The 16733-nt window shown below is 34.4% G+C and carries 16 protein-coding genes; 8 read left to right on the plus strand and 8 right to left on the minus strand.

Translation table 11 applies throughout. The features are described from left to right. The first annotated feature begins 312 nt into the window (after window positions 1-312). The 3 genes from MMJJ_RS07170 to aroD all read left to right on the plus strand — a co-directional run bounded on the left by MMJJ_RS07170 (window position 313) and on the right by aroD (window position 4708). Complete coding sequence (locus MMJJ_RS07170; RefSeq protein ID WP_104838237.1) at window positions 313-1617, plus strand: pyridoxal phosphate-dependent aminotransferase; 1305 nt, start codon at window positions 313-315, stop codon at window positions 1615-1617. 157 nt (window positions 1618-1774) lie between these two features. Then, window positions 1775-4042, plus strand: coding sequence for a DEAD/DEAH box helicase (locus tag MMJJ_RS07175; protein WP_104838238.1), 2268 nt, complete (start codon window positions 1775-1777; stop codon window positions 4040-4042). A gap of 9 nt (window positions 4043-4051) precedes the next feature. After that, window positions 4052-4708 (plus strand): type I 3-dehydroquinate dehydratase, encoded by a 657-nt coding sequence (gene aroD, locus MMJJ_RS07180; protein WP_104838239.1) that lies wholly within the window; start codon window positions 4052-4054, stop codon window positions 4706-4708. 2 nt (window positions 4709-4710) lie between these two features. Here aroD and MMJJ_RS07185 read toward each other — a convergent pair whose 3' ends face one another. Beyond that, window positions 4711-5127 carry a DUF371 domain-containing protein gene (locus tag MMJJ_RS07185; RefSeq protein ID WP_104838240.1) on the minus strand — a complete coding sequence of 139 codons (417 nt, stop codon included), beginning with the start codon at window positions 5125-5127 and terminating at the stop codon, window positions 4711-4713. Window positions 5128-5265: 138 nt separating this feature from the next. Between MMJJ_RS07185 and MMJJ_RS07190 the strand changes: the two genes are divergently transcribed. The 5 genes from MMJJ_RS07190 (at window position 5266) to MMJJ_RS07205 (ending at window position 9694) form a co-directional block, all read left to right on the plus strand. Continuing rightward, window positions 5266-6708: an RtcB family protein gene (locus MMJJ_RS07190; RefSeq protein WP_104838241.1), complete on the plus strand. Its 1443-nt coding sequence runs from the start codon at window positions 5266-5268 to the stop codon at window positions 6706-6708. A gap of 78 nt (window positions 6709-6786) precedes the next feature. Next, window positions 6787-7833, plus strand: coding sequence for an aspartate-semialdehyde dehydrogenase (gene asd / locus MMJJ_RS07195; protein ID WP_104838242.1), 1047 nt, complete (start codon window positions 6787-6789; stop codon window positions 7831-7833). A gap of 134 nt (window positions 7834-7967) precedes the next feature. Beyond that, entirely contained in the window at window positions 7968-8138 is a 171-nt protein-coding gene (locus tag MMJJ_RS09360) for a hypothetical protein (protein ID WP_011171334.1), read from the plus strand. Between the two features lie 107 nt (window positions 8139-8245). Further along, window positions 8246-9394 (plus strand): MFS transporter, encoded by a 1149-nt coding sequence (locus tag MMJJ_RS07200; RefSeq protein ID WP_104838243.1) that lies wholly within the window; start codon window positions 8246-8248, stop codon window positions 9392-9394. A gap of 54 nt (window positions 9395-9448) precedes the next feature. After that, window positions 9449-9694 carry an MTH895/ArsE family thioredoxin-like protein gene (locus MMJJ_RS07205; protein WP_104838244.1) on the plus strand — a complete coding sequence of 82 codons (246 nt, stop codon included), beginning with the start codon at window positions 9449-9451 and terminating at the stop codon, window positions 9692-9694. Window positions 9695-9735: 41 nt separating this feature from the next. Here the strand turns inward: MMJJ_RS07205 and amrB are convergent, their stop codons facing one another. The 7 genes from amrB to MMJJ_RS07240 all read right to left on the minus strand — a co-directional run bounded on the left by amrB (window position 9736) and on the right by MMJJ_RS07240 (window position 16689). Further along, the gene (gene amrB, locus MMJJ_RS07210) at window positions 9736-10590 is read right to left on the minus strand and encodes an AmmeMemoRadiSam system protein B (protein WP_104838245.1); all 855 of its coding nucleotides are present in this window, start codon (window positions 10588-10590) and stop codon (window positions 9736-9738) included. Window positions 10591-10636: 46 nt separating this feature from the next. Next, window positions 10637-11644: a TIGR00341 family protein gene (locus tag MMJJ_RS07215; protein ID WP_104838246.1), complete on the minus strand. Its 1008-nt coding sequence runs from the start codon at window positions 11642-11644 to the stop codon at window positions 10637-10639. 106 nt (window positions 11645-11750) lie between these two features. Beyond that, window positions 11751-12599, minus strand: a complete 849-nt coding sequence (gene frhB / locus MMJJ_RS07220) for a coenzyme F420 hydrogenase subunit beta (protein ID WP_104838247.1) — start codon at window positions 12597-12599, stop codon at window positions 11751-11753. Between the two features lie 33 nt (window positions 12600-12632). Further along, window positions 12633-13319, minus strand: coding sequence for a coenzyme F420 hydrogenase subunit gamma (gene frhG, locus MMJJ_RS07225; protein ID WP_104838248.1), 687 nt, complete (start codon window positions 13317-13319; stop codon window positions 12633-12635). A 14-nt stretch (window positions 13320-13333) separates the two neighbouring features. Further along, complete coding sequence (frhD, locus tag MMJJ_RS07230; protein ID WP_048055822.1) at window positions 13334-13858, minus strand: coenzyme F420-reducing hydrogenase, FrhD protein; 525 nt, start codon at window positions 13856-13858, stop codon at window positions 13334-13336. Window positions 13859-13959: 101 nt separating this feature from the next. Beyond that, window positions 13960-15204: a coenzyme F420 hydrogenase subunit alpha gene (gene frhA / locus MMJJ_RS07235; protein ID WP_104838249.1), complete on the minus strand. Its 1245-nt coding sequence runs from the start codon at window positions 15202-15204 to the stop codon at window positions 13960-13962. Between the two features lie 216 nt (window positions 15205-15420). Further along, the gene (locus tag MMJJ_RS07240; protein WP_011171325.1) at window positions 15421-16689 is read right to left on the minus strand and encodes an MBL fold metallo-hydrolase; all 1269 of its coding nucleotides are present in this window, start codon (window positions 16687-16689) and stop codon (window positions 15421-15423) included. Between the last annotated feature and the right edge of the window lie 44 nt (window positions 16690-16733).

Consider the following 16733-nt stretch of genomic DNA (forward strand, 5'->3'; position numbering starts at 1 on the left):
CTTAATTAACTGATATATTATGTTGTTGATTTTATATTTGGTTTTTATTCCTGAACTTTTAATTTTAAAATCTAATTAATATCACACTTTAATGGTTAATTATTCTCTTCATATTTTATTTATATACTTTATAAATAATAGGGCTCTATTAAAAAATCACTCGATAGTTATCTTTATATATTAAAAAATAAAAAGGGAACAGTTAGACGTTATTGGAAAATAATAACAACTATAATAGAACCCTATTAAAAAGCTTTCAAAATAAAATTTCAAAAGTTAAACAATACAGCAAACACGATGGAGGTGGAAGCAATGAGAACCGATATTGTCAGTTCAGGAGTAGGGGAGTTGTCCTATGAAATCAGAGAAATTGTAAAGGTGGCTAAAAAAGCCGAAAGTTCGGGATTAGAAGTTGTATGGGAAAATATTGGTGATCCTATTGCCAAAGGAGAAAAGCTTCCCCTCTGGATAAAAGAAATAGTTTCAGAAACCACAATGGATGACAGTTCTTATGGATATTGTCCTACAAGGGGTCTTTTAGAAACGAGGGAGTTTTTAACTGATTTAAACAACAGCAGAAATGGGGCACAAATTACGCCTGATGAAATCGTGTTTTTTAACGGTTTAGGGGACGCTATCACAAATATTTACGGTTTGATGAGAAAAGAGTGTAGGGTAATTGGCCCAACACCCGCATATTCCACACATTCTTCTGCAGAAGGACTTTATTCAAACTGTAGGCCTGTAATGTATGAATTGGATAAGGATGACGGATGGAATCCAGATATTGATGATTTGAGAAATAAAGTAAAATATAATCCATCAATTGCATCGATATTATTAATAAATCCTGGAAATCCAACCGGTGCAGTTTATTCAAAGAAAATATTAAGCGAAGTTGTAGACATTGCAAATGAATACGACCTTTTCATTTTAGCGGATGAAATATATTCTAACCTTGTTTATAATGGAAAAAAACACAACTACTTATCAGAAGTTTTAGATGACGTTCCAGGGATTTCTTTAAAGGGAATTTCTAAGGATCTGCCATGGCCTGGTTCAAGGTGTGGTTGGACAGAGTTTTACAATACTCAAAGTGATGAATTATTCAAGAAATACACTGAAAACATCTGCAAGTTTAAAATGATTGAAGTATGTTCGACAACACTTCCTCAAAAAGTAATTCCAAAGATAATGTCTGATAAACGATATAATAAGTACCTTGAAGAAAGGAAAAGCTACTACGAAACGGCTTCAAAGTACGTATACAATAAAATGAAAAATATCGATGGACTAAATGTAAACAGAACTGATGGTGCATTCTATAACACCATAGTTTTAGAAAAAGAATATTTAAATGAAAACCAATCTTTGAAAATTCAAGATAGTGGACTTAAAAATTATGTTGAATCGATTTCAAAAGGAATCCCTGAAGATAAAAGATTTGTATATTACTTACTTGCATCTACTGGAATTTGCGGTGTTCCTTTAACATCATTCTGTTCAGAACACAATGGAATGAGATTCACGCTTCTTGAAAGAGACGAAGAAAAGAGAAATTGGGTTTTTGAAACAATCGCAGAAAAAGTTGAAGAATATTTTAACAGCAGTAACTAATTTAAACACTTTTTTCATATTTTTTAAAATCAGATTTACTTAAGATTACTTTTGATTTAGGTTTATTTTTAAGTTTTAAGTAGTAGTTATATATTTTATAATAATATAAAGTTAATAAACTTGGATTTTTAATGCAAGGCCAAATAATGGTGTTTTAATGCATGTAACTCATCCTTTGATAAAACCAGAAACTATTGAAGCTAGAATTTACCAGCAACTCGTTGTAGCAAGTGCACTAAAGCAAAATACGTTATGTGTTCTTGGAACAGGACTTGGTAAAACTGCAATTGCGGCCCTTACAATAGCTGGAATTTTATCTAAACAAGATGGAAAAGTTTTAATCATTGCACCATCAAGGCCGCTTGTAGACCAGCACTTTAAGAGCATGAATCAATTTTTAAACATCGATTCAGAAAAGATTGTCATTTTAAACGGTAAAATCTCACCAAAAAAACGAGAAGCAATGTGGGAATCTGGTAAAATCTTTATAGCAACACCTCAGGTTGCAGAAAACGATATTATTTCTAAAATTTTAAAACCATCTCAATTTTCACTTTTAATTGCTGATGAGGCACATCACACAACTGGAAACCACTCTTACACGTTTGTTGCAAACAAGTTTAAGAAAAAATCGCATGTTTTAGGATTAACAGCATCCCCTGGTTCAAACATTGATAGAATATTTGAAATCTGTGGGAATTTGGGAATCGAACACGTTGAAATAAAAACGGAGGAAGACCCAGATGTTGCACCATACGTTGCAAAAGTTAAAATGCGGCCAAAACGTGTCGAACTTCCCGAAGAGTTTGAAGTAAATTTAACTCTTTTAAAAAATGCATTAAAGGATCGTTTAAGAGATTTAAAAGAAAATAGGGTAATTCATTCTATAACTGTAAATAAATCCGAATTACTCGGGTTAAACAAAAAAATAATGGCAATGGATGATAATATAAAGTATGAAATGCTTCGAATTTCATCTGAAGCTGTAAAATTAGAGCATGCAATTGAAATGCTTGAAACACAAGGCAAAAGCACGTTTTTAAATTATTACCAGAAACTTTTAACTCAAAATACAAAGTCTGCAAAGGAAATTACAAATGATCCAAGATTTATTCAGGCGGTTAAAAATTTAAACGAAATCGATATAGAGCATCCAAAATATGAAAAGATGCTTGAAATTGTAAAAGAAATTTTAAAAGAAAACGAAAAAATAATTATTTTTGCACAGTATAGGGATACAGTTCAAAAAATTGTGGATTTACTTTCTGAAAATGGAATTGAAGCAATAATGTTTGTTGGGCAATCCAATAAAGATGGAAAAGGGATGAATCAGAAAGAACAGGCAAAAGCAATTGAACGATTTAAAAATGAGGCAAATGTGCTTGTTTCAACGAGTGTTTCAGAAGAGGGAATTGATATTTCAAGTGTAAATTATGTTTTATTTTACGAACCAGTTCCTTCAGAAATCAGAATGATTCAAAGAAGAGGTCGTGCTGCAAGGGGCGAAGGCGGACAGGTAATCGTTTTAATTGCACAAAAAACTCGGGATGAAGGATATTATCGAGCAGGGCTTGCAAAAGAAAAGAACATGAAAAATATCCTAAAAAACATGCAAACTACATTAAATAAAAAATTAAAAGAATTAACGGAAGAAGAAAGTGGAAACAAAGAGAATTTTGATGATACAAATAATAAAGATCACTACATGGATTTAAGATCGGTTGTAAGTTCTAAAACATCTGATAACTTAGAAGAAAAGAAACCGACAAAACATGATAAAAAAAGTAAAAGTGGACTGCCAAACAAGGCAACCATAATAGTGGATTCAAGAGAACGTCATATTGGAAGATACCTTTCAGAAAAAGCAGAAGTTGAATTTAAAACCCTTGAAATCGGGGATTATATTTTAAGTGACAGGGTTGCAGTTGAGAGAAAAACTGCAGAGGACTTTGAAAACTCAATCATTGATAAAAGGCTGTTTAATCAGGTAATGGACTTAAAAAAATATGAAAGACCTTTAATGATTATCGAAGGAAATGAATTTGTTAGAATTCACGAAAACGCGATACGCGGTATGATGTTTTCAATAATGATCGATTACCAGATACCAGTAATGTTTTCAAGGGATATTGAAGATACAGCAGATATCTTGGTAAAACTTGCAGAAAGGGAGCAGATAAAAGAAAAACGAGAAATATCTATAAGATATGGAAAAAGGCCAATGTCTTTAAAAGAACGTCAAAAATTTTTGGTAGAAGGTCTTCCTGATGTTGGGCCAGTAATGGCTGAAAATCTTTTGGATAACTTTAATTCGGTTGAAGATATATTTACTGCATCAGAAGCAGAATTGAAGGCTGTTGAAGGAGTTGGGCCGATAACTGCTAAAAAGATTAGGGAAGTTGTATCTAAAAAGTATAGAGAATAGGTGTTATATATGATCTGTATTCCTGTAATTGATGAAGATGTGTCTGATGCAATAAATTCCGCAAAAGAAGCTTTAAAATACGGAGATATTGTGGAATTTAGAATTGATTTATTAAATGATGTAAATTTTGAAGATATCGAAGAGTTTTCAAAAATTCCGTCCATAATTACAATAAGAGCAGAATGGGAAGGTGGAGCTTGGAAAAAGTCAAACGATGAAAGAATCGAGCTTTTAAAACACGCGATAAAAAATAATGTGAAATTTGTGGACATTGAACTAAAAGAAGAAAAAAACTTAGAATTGGTTAAATATAGAAATGAAATTGGATCAACTACGAAAATTATCGTTTCATACCACGATTTTGAAAAAACCCCTGAAATTGACGAATTAATTGATGTAGTTGAAAAAGAGTTAAAAATTGGAGACATTGCAAAATTTGCAACGTTTGCGCATTCAAAAGAAGATACTTTAAAAATATTAAATTTGATGAACAGGTATGCTGGAAAAATAATTGCAATTGGCATGGGCGAATCTGGAAAACTTACAAGGATTTTGGGTTTGGATTTTGGATCAATACTCACCTTTGCATCAATGGAAGGAAAAGCATCTGCCCCAGGTCAGGTCGACGTTAAAAAACTAAAAGAAATTTTAGAATTGCTAAAATAAATTTATTCAACAATTATTTTAAACTTCAAATCTGCTCCTTTTTTTAATTTTTTAACAATTTCGCGGTTTATGTCTTTTGAAGCCTTATCTGAATTAACCATTAACGTCCTACTACATGAAAAGTCGCTCGTTCTAATTACAATATCTGTTTTATGGTCAAGTGTTAATTTTGAGTTACCTTTTCCAGTAATTACTTCTTTTAATCCATCAACTTCAATTTCAACAGTAATTTTATCCGAATTTCTTAAATTTTCTTTAAAACTTTCCGAAAAATCGAGCATAGATTTGTCTGCAGAAATTCCAATGATGCAGTCGCCAGTGCACGTCACGTGGTTTTCTTTTGTAATTTCAAGTGTACTTTTGTGATTTGCGCTGATATTTTCGTGTCCTTTTGCGTAAATTGTAAATTCAAAAGCCATTATTTTCACCCAAATACCAAAAACGGTAAAGATTAATACTTTGGAGTAATAAAGTTTTTAATTAAATAAACTTATTCTTTTATTTAAGTATAAAATACGAATTATCGATTTTAAAATCATTTCTTTACCGGTGAAATTATGAAATCTACGGTTACTAAAATCGCTGAAAAAACGTACCAGCTTCCAGTAAGTTATAAAGACTGCATGAGGGTTCCCGGAAACGTTTACCTTGATGAATTATTGTTTGAACATCTTGAAGCGGATGTATTTAAACAGATTGCAAATGTTGCATGTCTTCCAGGTATTCAAAAGTACTCACTTGCAATGCCCGACTGCCACTACGGATACGGTTTTTGTATCGGGGGAGTTGCCGCATTTGACGAAGTTACAGGAGTAATTAGTCCTGGCGGAGTTGGTTTTGATATCAACTGTGGTGTGAGACTAGTTAAAACAAATTTAACGAAAAACGATGTTACTCCAAAATTAAAGGAACTTTTATCAGAAATTTTTAAAAATGTTCCTTCAGGACTTGGAAGCAAAGGAAAAATAAGAATTACAAAAGATGAAATTGATAGTGTCCTTGAAGAAGGGGTTTCATGGGCAGTTGAAGAAGGATATGGTTGGGAAAAAGATATAAACCATATTGAAGAACATGGAAAAATGAAAGAAGCAGATCCAACGCTTGTTTCAGACAATGCTAAAAAACGAGGACTTCCACAACTTGGATCTTTAGGTAGTGGTAACCACTTTTTAGAAGTTCAGTATGTTGATGAAATATTTGATGAAGATGCTGCAAAAACGTTTGGAGTGTCACCTGATCAGGTAGTTTTAATGATACACACGGGTTCAAGAGGTCTTGGACACCAGATATGTGCAGATTACTTAAGATACATGGAAAACGCTGCAAAAAAATATAATATTAAATTACCCGACAGACAGCTTGCATGTGCACCGATAAATTCGGAAGAAGGTCAAAAGTACTTTAAAGCAATGTCTTGCGGTGCAAACTATGCATGGGCGAACAGACAGTTAATTACGCATTGGATAAGGGAAAGTTTTGAAACGATATTTAAAACGAGTGCGGAAGATTTAGAAATGGATATAATATATGATGTAGCACATAACATTGCTAAAAAAGAGCAGCATTTAATTGATGGAGTGTTGAAAAATGTCGTTGTTCACAGGAAAGGTGCTACAAGGGCATTTGGGCCAGGTCATGCTGAGATTCCATCAGATTACGTTAATATTGGACAGCCAGTAATAATTCCAGGTGATATGGGCACTGCGTCTTATTTAATGCACGGAACAGAAAAAGCAATGGAACAAACATTTGGATCAACTGCACACGGTGCTGGAAGGGCCTTAAGTCGAGTAAAAGCACTTAAACTCTACACTGGAAATGAAGTTCAGGAAGCACTCCAAAAGAAAGGAATTTTGGTAATGGCAGATTCAAAAGGGGTCATTGCAGAAGAATGTCCTGAAGCTTACAAAGATATTGAAAATGTTGCAGATATATGCCATGATTCAGGGATATCTTTAAAAGTTGCAAAAATGAAACCGATGGGAGTTGTAAAAGGATAAATTCCTTTTAAATTATATTTACTAAAAAAATAGTGTTCTTAATCATTATTTCAATAATTTTTATCCAAAGGTGAAAGAATGAACATAAAAGTAGGTATTTTGGGAGCTACTGGAAACGTTGGACAGAGATTTATACAGATGCTTGAAAATCATCCCGTTTTTGAACTCGAAGCGCTTGGCGCATCACAGAGGAGTGCAGGAAAAACTTACAAGGATGCATGCTACTGGTACCAGACCGAACCAATTCCTGAAGAAATTGCAAATGCAACTGTTGTTTCAACCGACCCAAACGATAAAGCTTATGATGATGTTGATATTGTTTTTTCAGCGCTACCGGCAGATCTGGCAAAAACACTTGAGCCAGAATTTGCTAAAGCTGGAAAATATGTATTTTCAAACGCTTCAGCAATGAGAATGGAATCAGACGTTCCATTAATTGTTCCAGAAGTAAACCCTGAACACTTTGGAATGCTTGAAGCGCAAAAAAGCAACAGGTGCTCAGATGGTGCAGTAATTACAAATCCAAACTGTTCAACAATTGGGGCAGTAATTTCATTAAAACCGATAATGGATAAATTTGGAATTGATTTAGTAAATATCACCACAATGCAGGCAATAAGCGGTGCGGGATACAGTGGGGTTCCTTCAATGGCAATTTTAGACAATATGGTTCCATACATTGGCGGTGAAGAAGAAAAAATGCAGACAGAATCATTAAAAATTCTTGGAAGCATGGACGGAAACAATTTTAAAAACGGAAACTTTAAAATTGGCGTATCTTGCAACAGAGTTCCAGTAATTGATGGCCACACTGAAAGCATATTTGTAAAAACAACCGAAGAAGCAACGCCTGAGGAAGTTGCAAAAGCAATGAATGAATTTGATCCATTAAAAGGTTTAAATTTACCAAGCTACGCAAAACCAATTGTTTTAAGGGAAGAAAATGACAGACCTCAACCAAGACTTGACAGAAATACTGGAAAAGGAATGTCAATCGTTGTTGGAAGGGTTAGAAAAGACCCGATCTTCACTGTAAAATACACTGCACTTGAACACAACACAATAAGGGGAGCTGCAGGAGCAAGTGTTTTAAATGCTGAATTGTTCGTTCAAAAATACCTTTAAAATCCTTTTTTCTTTTTATTTTTTAAAATTTAATCCATGTATTCAGATGTTTTTTAAATATATTAAAATTAATCGATATATTGATAGTTATAAATATATCCTGTTTTGAATTATACTAGTATCAAGGTGATAGAATGCTCCAGTGGAATTTGCAGTGTCCAAACTGTAAAAAAAGAATTACTTATCGTGTAGATGTCTGTATATGTAAAGCCGCAGAAGTTGAAATTCCAAACTGCGAATCTTGCGGTACAAAAATGGAAATAGATGTTTCAGGACTCAAAGGTAGAAGAAGAGTAAAAAAATGAATAAAATTACAGTAATGCCGAAAACCCGAAAATTGTAATCCCTATAAATATTAAAACCTGAGAATAATTGTTTAAACTTAACTTAATTGTAAACAATCGGTGTATCGATGATAGAAATCAAAAAAAATCCAATGTACAATTACCTCTTTTTTCTAATAGTTGCAGCCGCAATTTCTCATCAGGTTTGGGGAACGCTTTTTAACAATTTTGCAGTGGACGTTGTCGGTATAAATGGATTTCAAATGGGTTTAATCCAGTCTATTCGAGAAATACCTGGTTTTTTAACGTTTCTTGTAATTTATGTACTTTTAGTGATAAAAGAACACAGGCTTTCAGCGCTTTCAACAATTTTAATGGGTTTTGGTGTTGCAATAACCGGATTATTCCCAACAGTTCAAGGTTTAATTATCACGACGTTTTTAATGTCTTTGGGATTTCACTATTTTGAAACAACCAATAAATCGCTTACACTCCAGCACTTTAATAAAAAAGAGGCGCCAGTAGTTTTTGGAAGATTTAGTAGCTACGGTGCAATCGCAAGTATTATTGCAGGATTTTTTATATGGTTAAGTGTTAAACTGTTGCCTATATGGACAAATTATCTAATTTATGGGATAGTTATAATGTTAATCGGGGTTTATTCACTTTTTAAAAATCCAATCTTTAAAGAAACGGTCCCACAAAGAAAAGGAATGGTTGTAAAGAAAAAATACTGGTTATACTACGTTTTAAACTTTTTAAGTGGTGCAAGAAGGCAGATCTTTATCGCATTTGCAGTATTTTTACTGGTTCAAAACTATGGATTTAGTGTTTCTGAAGTTGCAGTATTATTTGTTTTAAACAATTTATTGATCTATTTCACGGCTCCAAAGGTTGCAGAGGGAATAAATAATTTGGGGGAACGAAAGATGCTTACAATAGAATATGTGACGTTAACGTTCGTTTTCTTAGGTTATGCATTTATTGAAAACAGGAATATTGCAGTTTTACTCTACATAATCGACCATATCGTATTCAGCTTTGCTATCGGGATAAATACATACTTTCAAAAAACCGCAGATTCCGAAGATATCGCGCCGTCAATGGGTGTTGGATTTGCAATAAATCATATTTCGGCAGTTATAATTCCTGTGGTTGGCGGAATCTTGTGGATGGCAAACTGGAAGACTCCATTTATCATGGGTGCAGTATTTAGTGTAATTTCGCTATTTTTTGTCCAGAAAATTCCAAAACACATAAAAATTCTACAAAATTAATTATTAATTAAAAAATATAATTTGATTTATCAATAAAATTTCAAAGGTGGATTTATGAAAATAAGAGTATTTGGTATGGGATGTTCAAAATGCAATGAAACGTACGAAAACGTTAAAAAAGCAGTTTTGGAGATGAACATTGACGCAGAAATTGAAAAAGTAACGGATATAAAAGAAATTTCTGAATGGGTATTAATGGCTCCAGCAGTTGCATTTGATGAAGACATTATATTTGAAGGAACTGCTCCTTCAGTAAATGATTTAAAAAAAGAACTTAAAGATTATTTAAACTCGAACTAATTTTAGAAACTATTAATTTATTATTTTAGCTTATTTTAAACCTATTTTATTAGCAGTGAAGCATATCCAACGACTTCTGAATAATCTTTTGTAACATCACCAGAAGTTGAATAATAAAGTAAATATGAGGTCCTAGCACCCAAATCTTTCATTGCTTTGACCATTGCAATAACTGGCCCGTATCCGCACATGCTTATATTGTGTGTTACAACATCAGTGAATATTTCTTCATCATTTAATTTTAAAATGTCTTTTATAACAACTGCATCTTTTTTTGAAGCCTGTTCTTGGGGTTCGTAGTGTGAAAAGTCTGTAGAAGCAATTATTACAATTTTTCTGTTTAATTCCCTTGCAACTTTTGCAATAACATACCCTACATCAATACAAGAGTCATAATCCTGCATCATCATAGATATTGGGACAAATTTGAATTTTGCGATATTTAGGTCTTCAAGATGCTTTAAAAATGGTAGCTGTACTTCTATTGAGTGTTCTCTCAAATGTGAATTTTCATCCATATCTAAAATATCGCATTCTTTCCATAATCTGTCAGCAAATTCGTTATCGATTTCCATATCTCCAAAAGGCGTTTTCCATGTCCCTTTCATGGTGGCAATTCCAGAACCAAGTCCCGTATGGTTTGGACCAAGAATTATCGCGGTGATTTCTCCGCTGATGTTTTCAGATATTTTTTTGTACCCGTGTGCGGCAACAGGTCCAGAGTAGATATATCCTGCATGTGGCGATACGATTCCAAGCGGTTTTGTGTATTTTCCCCGTTTTGAAGGCAGTTCTTTAGGGCCCCTTGGGTTCAAATAGCAGTATTCGATCATTTCAAGTAATTCATGGTATTCAGCAGGATAAAACATCCCTGCAACAACAGGATTTCTGGTCATAATCTCATCCCCAAAGTTATCTACTCTAATTTATTTTTTTAAGGATTTATATTATTTTCAAATTTCCATTTCCAAATAGCATGATAATACCCGCAAGAATTAAGAGATTTGAGAACCAGAATATTATGGTAAATATTGATAATTTTCTTGCTTTTTCAATTTCCCACCATTTGTAAGGGGTTATGCCGTAAATATAAAACAATGATGCAGATGCAAAGTTAACTGAGATTATATTTACAATAAATAGTATCAGAATCGGGACTGATTCTAAGTAATATCCTGAACCAAGCATTAAACCAAATGCAACTAATGGTGGCATCAGGGCAACTGCAATCATAACTCCAACAACTGTTGACGAAATTTCAGGGATTAACATTGAAAGTGTACCAACAAACCCTGCTGAAAGTGCAATTACAATATTTTGCAAGCCTAAATTCATTCTGGATGCAACTTGGGGGCTTTCAGGACTTACGTGTATGAATGTTCCAATAAAGAATGAAAATACGAGTACTGTTAAAATTCCCAATATTAAATTTTTCAAAGATTTTTTTGCAAGGGATGTATCCATTACTGCAATTGAGAACGTGAATGAAATCATGGGACTTAAAAAAGGTGCAATTATCATGGAACCAATTATCAATGCAACATCATCTAACCATATTCCAATAGATGCAACAACCGCAGCTAAAAATAATAATGAGTAATATTCTTTTGAAAGGTTTGATATATCCCCTATTTTTCCAATTATTTCATGTCTTGAAACTCTTTTTGGGGTTTTATCTTCAACTTCTACTTTTTCTTCTTTTTTGATTTCCGGAATCGTTGCGGTGGGTTCAGTTACAAGTATTCTGAAATTCGATCCGCCGTATTTTGAGGAGAGTACATCGATTACTTTTTCAACGTGTTCTGTTTCGGTAAGTAACCTGATTACAGTATAATTTGATTCTTCGCAAATGCTGTGCCAGATAATGTTTTCAAGGTTATCTCCAAGCGATTCTTCGTATCCTGCAAATATCTTTTTTGGAACATAGCATTCGATAAGTCTCACGTTCACATAAATCCCTCAAAACCAGATTACACAATAAAAATAACTTATGAAAAAACTATATAATATAATTGTCGAAAATTTATTTAAAAATAGTAAAAAAGTTTAAAAGAAGTTAGTATGGAACAGGTAAGCCGATTTCTTTCCTGTGTTCCACTTCTTTTCCATTTTTCTCTTTTTTCGTGAGAGCGAGTTTTTCTACTAATCCTAAACCTGGTTTTACAGCGTCAATTTCTTTTGTTTCAAGAGCGCCTGCTTCAACCATTTTGTTTAAGTACTCTTCCCCTTTTGCAGTTCTAACAAAGATTGTACTCCATCCATCTGGGCTTCCAACGGAACCTGTTGAGATATCTGCAAGTTCTGCTGTATAGTCCATACATACGTGGCATGATCCTTGTTCGTATGGGTGGGTGTCTTTTAATGGGATTGTTTTTACGTCGCCCCATTTTGAGTATACCCAGAATTTACCTTTTCCGATGTCGGTTTTTACAACATCATCCATTTTGATACCGCAGTGTTCTTCAACAATTGCTTTCATACCATTATATGGGAAGTTTTCCATACAGAATATACCCATAATTAATGCAATTTTGTCTGGAACGTGTCTGTATCCAACAGGGTATTTTATAGCTTTTCTGATTGATCTAACCTGACAAGGAGTTCCAACAAATCCTAATTTGTCGCATCCGTATTCTCTTACAGCGCTTTTTACTACTGAAAGGTTAGGACATACTGTATATTTAGTTCCTGCAGCGTTTAAGATTTCTTCTCTTGTTGTAGCAACTTTTGGAGCTGCTGCAAATCCATCTTCTTTGTCTGCAATAATTACACCATCGAGGAGTCCGTTTTCTAAACCGTAAATGTATGCGGCAGAAACGATACCTCCATCTTGTGCTTTCTTAAGGATTTCTTTGTCTGCAGCCCTTGCGGAAACTGCTTTTATATATTTTCCAAAGGGATCCATCTAATCACCTTTTTTTATTTTCCATAATTGCAATTATTCTATTTTTTCAATTAATTCTGGGAATCTAATTCTTGGGCACTGAACTGAACATGCACCACATTTTATACAGATTTCCTTGTCAACTAATGGTCTTCCTGCATCCATAGATACTGCTCTTGTAGGGCATGCTGCAGCACATGAACCGCAACCCATACAGAGTGATTTGTTGATTACTTTTACAATCAAATCGCATCCACAAGCTTCTGATCCATATTTTGCAAGTTCTGCGTATGGTTCTAAGTATTCCATATCTCCGTTTAATGCCGCTAAAACAACTGCAACTATAGATTCTGGTGATGGCGGACATCCTGGGATTGCCAAGTCACATTTCACAACTTCAGTTAACGGTGCAAATGAATCGTGAACTGGTTTTGACATCTGATTTCCTTTTGAAAATCTTGTAATATTTCCGCTAGCAGCACAAGCTCCTAACGCAACTAATATTTTTCCTTTTTTTCTGGATTCAAGTGCAACTTCCATTGCGTGGTGGTCGCTTAAACAAACACTACCTTCGAGCAAGACTATGTCTACATCGTCAGGAATTTCTCTCACGTCAGCGAGAGTCTGGGAGTAAACTAAATCTATAGCTCCTAAAACATCTAAAAGCTGTTCATAGGTGTCTGCAAGGGAAACTAGACACCCACAGCAGCTACTTAATTGCACGTGGGCAACTTTTACCATGGTATTCTCCTCCCTTAGTTGATTGGTTTTCCCCTTAATTCGGAAAGTACAATGTCTACGGCTACGTCTACTGCATTTTGGACTTCTTCTGACAGTTCAAGTACTACATCAGGTTCTGAAACGTACTTCTTCTGACAACCGACAACTTTAAAGTCTATTTCACGAGGGGAGTCCCTAACTACTCTGTACATGGTAGTTGAGAGCGGCCAGTCATGACTGTCAACTTTTGTGTGGTCTGGTTTTGGAAGATCCTCCATAGTAAGTATCTTAATTTCTCCAGGTTCTAGTCCGTAATCGATGATATCCACGACTATTATTTTCTTAGTCTTGGATTCACTGTCGATTAAAGTGAGCACTTGTTGCGGAGCTCCTGCTCCTGCATCTACAAGTGCAATGTTTTCCTTTTCTTCTTCAGTTAGTATTTCCTGTAATTTTTCGATTACATGGACACTAAATCCATCGTCTGCAAATAGGATATTTCCGCATGCAAGAACCATATTTTCCTTTAAAAGGTATGAAGGGGTTAAACTGTATTCCATATCAATACCGTTGAAATGATTTTTTTATGATTACCGTAAGTTAATTTGTGTCTTTCAAGGTCCATTAAGGTTCCCTTTCCAAGACTTTCCTTTTCAGGAATTTAGAATTCTCTTATTTCAACAACTTTTTTAGTCTGTTCATCTTTTACGATGACGTGCGTAGCACATGAAGCTCATATGTCGTAAGCTCTCATAATTACTTCCGCATATTTATGGTGGTAACCTTCAATAGCTTTTTCAACAGCTGGGAAGTTCCATGTTGAAGCAGCAATGATGTTGTATTTTTCGATTCTACCGTCTTTGCCCATTTTAGCCATGTGGGTGTTGGTAGCTCTTGGTGCTTCGTGAACACCTATTCCGAATTCTTCTTTTGCATTATAGAAGTTAGGTACTTCTCTTACAGTTCCGTTAATGTTTAATTCATCGATAAGTTCCAATGATCGTTTAACAGCTTCGAAGTTTTCCATAGCTCTCGCAAGGTTAAGGTCCATTGCTCCGCCAGCAGGTTTGAAGTTTCCGTATTTAATCATTCTTGCTCTAGGTCCACCTTCTGCAGGGTTTCCTCTGTAGAATGGGATCTGGTTTGTTGCGGTTTGTGCAATATCTGGGAAGTCTGCATAGTATCTTTGTGCAGGTACTTCTGTTACATCTTTCCAGTTGATAGCATCTCTGTTACCAAATGTTGAGTCTGTAGCAATGTATGGGAGATTGTGTTTACCTAAATCTGGAATTCCGATTTCATCTAGGTATCTTTCCATTAACATTTCCAATACTTCTAACATTGCATTACAATCTTTTTCGTATTCTCTACAAGCATAGTAGAGTTTGGATTTTGCTCTTTCGGTGATGTTGGTTCTCATTCCACCAACCATCAAATTTGGAGGGTGAATTCCTTCTCCACCAGTAATGTCTACAACCATTTGTCCAGCTTTTCTCATTCTCTGGATCAATTTGATTCCTTCAACTCTTAAGGTTCCTGCTTCTTCAGGTTTTAAGAAGTCATCTACAATTAACAAATGGTGTAATGGGTGCGAATGCATCCTATTTCCTAAACCTAATAATTCTCTTAATATCATACCGTCTTTTGGTATTTCCATATCAATAGCATTTTCGATTGCCTCACATGAAGCAATACCGTGGGTTGCCTGACATATACCACAAATTCTCATAACTGCAATAGGTCCAAATGCTGCTGTTTTTCCTTGCAGCATGGTTTCGAAACCTCTTACAGGGGTTGTATTTGGATAAAATGCCTTAGTTACAATCCCTTCATCATCTACATTCAAAACTAGCTTAGCATGCCCTTCATGTCTAGTTGTAGGGCTGATAGTTACAGGTTCTGCCACTTTATTCACCTCCAAGGGTAATATGCATACATTAAACTTTCTTTCTCGGGGATAATATAAAGGAATACCTCTTTAAAAATGCAGATAAGGGATTATATATTATTAAATACTTAAAAGCCCGTTTAAATTACTTATTTTTGTAACATACATTAGAAAAGTAAATATTATATCGGTTATCAAAATTTAAAATATTAAAAAAGAGAGTATGTGGGATAATTAATCAAATAAAGGCAAAACACTGCCAATACTTGGAGCAAGTGCGGGAATTTTTAAGGTTTTCCAGATTGTCATTGCAAGGGATAGTGCCTGATATCTTTCCCCGTGCATTACAATTGCTTTATCTGGTTGCGGTATCTTTTTCATAAATCTAAGGAGTGAATTGTAATCAGCGTGGGCAGAAAACTCGATTTTCACTACTTTTCCATTTACCGGAATTGCTCTTTTAAAGGGTTTTACTTCTGTAGCTCCTTCTTCAAGGCTTCTTCCGATAGTTCCTTCAGCTTGGTATCCGGTTAATATAATTTTATTTCTTGGATTTTTCAATAATGAAAGGTATTGAAGTACTGGACCTCCCTGAACCATTCCAGATGTTGAAATAATGATACATGGTTCTCTACTGAAAACTTCATCCCCACCTTTTATTAGATTTCCAAATGGGTTGATCCTGTTTTCAATTGCATTTTTTATTTTTGGATTTAACCAGTCAGAATATCCCATGTACATTCCGGTAGTGTGTGTCAATGATCCGTTAATGTAAATTGGAACTTCTTTTAAAGCACCGCTTTTCATGTAGTTATTGATTACGACAATGATTTCTTGGGATCTTCCAACTGCAAAAACTGGAATAATTACTTTTCCGCCGTTGTCGATAGTTTCAGAGATTTCATCAATAAGCTGTTTTTCTAAAACTTTTCTTGCAGGCTTTATATCTAATGGTGAACCGTAGGTAGATTCAATAATTATTGTATCGATTTCATCAAAGTCGGTGTCAGCTGCACGAAGAGTTCTTGTTTCAATTTCGTTGATATCTCCAGTATATAATAATTTTTTTCCATCGATATCTAAATAAAGAGAAGAACTTCCTAAAATATGTCCTGCATCGTACATTTTCATCTTAATGTCTGAAGTAACCTGTTTTTCTTCTCTATAGTTTACAGTTTTGATTACATCCATTGATTTTTTGATATCTTCTTCTTTGTATGTTTTTGAAAGGCTTACTGTATCTTTCCATACATTGTACATTAAATCAGCAGTTGGAGGATTACAGAATATTTTTTTGAAGTTAAAGTAAGGTATTGCACCGCAGTGGTCCAAGTGTGCGTGTGAAACTACAACCGCATCAACGTCTGAGTCGTTAATATCTGGAAGACCGTTGTCTGAAGGATCCATTCCGCAGTCAATTAATATTTTTGATTTTTTAGTGTTTATCTCTACGCAAGATTTTCCGATTTGGTGGCATCCACCGTGAAACTTAGCAATTGTCATTATATCACATAAATTTAATATATTGCAGTTTTTTAAATTAAATA

Origin of the sequence: Methanococcus maripaludis, assembly GCF_002945325.1 — an archaeon.
Taxonomy (GTDB): domain Archaea; phylum AGJL01; class Methanococci; order Methanococcales; family Methanococcaceae; genus Methanococcus; species Methanococcus maripaludis.

Coding starts and splice junctions, on each gene's coding strand:
- MMJJ_RS07200 (WP_104838243.1), top strand. CDS start 8,246: ATGATAGAAATCAAAAAAAATCCAATGTACAATTACCTCTTTTTTCTA.
- amrB (WP_104838245.1), bottom strand. CDS start 10,590: ATGACCAGAAATCCTGTTGTTGCAGGGATGTTTTATCCTGCTGAATAC.
- MMJJ_RS07185 (WP_104838240.1), bottom strand. CDS start 5,127: ATGGCTTTTGAATTTACAATTTACGCAAAAGGACACGAAAATATCAGC.
- MMJJ_RS09360 (WP_011171334.1), top strand. CDS start 7,968: ATGCTCCAGTGGAATTTGCAGTGTCCAAACTGTAAAAAAAGAATTACT.
- frhD (WP_048055822.1), bottom strand. CDS start 13,858: ATGGAATACAGTTTAACCCCTTCATACCTTTTAAAGGAAAATATGGTT.
- MMJJ_RS07205 (WP_104838244.1), top strand. CDS start 9,449: ATGAAAATAAGAGTATTTGGTATGGGATGTTCAAAATGCAATGAAACG.
- MMJJ_RS07190 (WP_104838241.1), top strand. CDS start 5,266: ATGAAATCTACGGTTACTAAAATCGCTGAAAAAACGTACCAGCTTCCA.
- frhG (WP_104838248.1), bottom strand. CDS start 13,319: ATGGTAAAAGTTGCCCACGTGCAATTAAGTAGCTGCTGTGGGTGTCTA.
- frhB (WP_104838247.1), bottom strand. CDS start 12,599: ATGGATCCCTTTGGAAAATATATAAAAGCAGTTTCCGCAAGGGCTGCA.
- MMJJ_RS07240 (WP_011171325.1), bottom strand. CDS start 16,689: ATGACAATTGCTAAGTTTCACGGTGGATGCCACCAAATCGGAAAATCT.
- aroD (WP_104838239.1), top strand. CDS start 4,052: ATGATCTGTATTCCTGTAATTGATGAAGATGTGTCTGATGCAATAAAT.
- MMJJ_RS07170 (WP_104838237.1), top strand. CDS start 313: ATGAGAACCGATATTGTCAGTTCAGGAGTAGGGGAGTTGTCCTATGAA.
- asd (WP_104838242.1), top strand. CDS start 6,787: ATGAACATAAAAGTAGGTATTTTGGGAGCTACTGGAAACGTTGGACAG.
- MMJJ_RS07175 (WP_104838238.1), top strand. CDS start 1,775: ATGCATGTAACTCATCCTTTGATAAAACCAGAAACTATTGAAGCTAGA.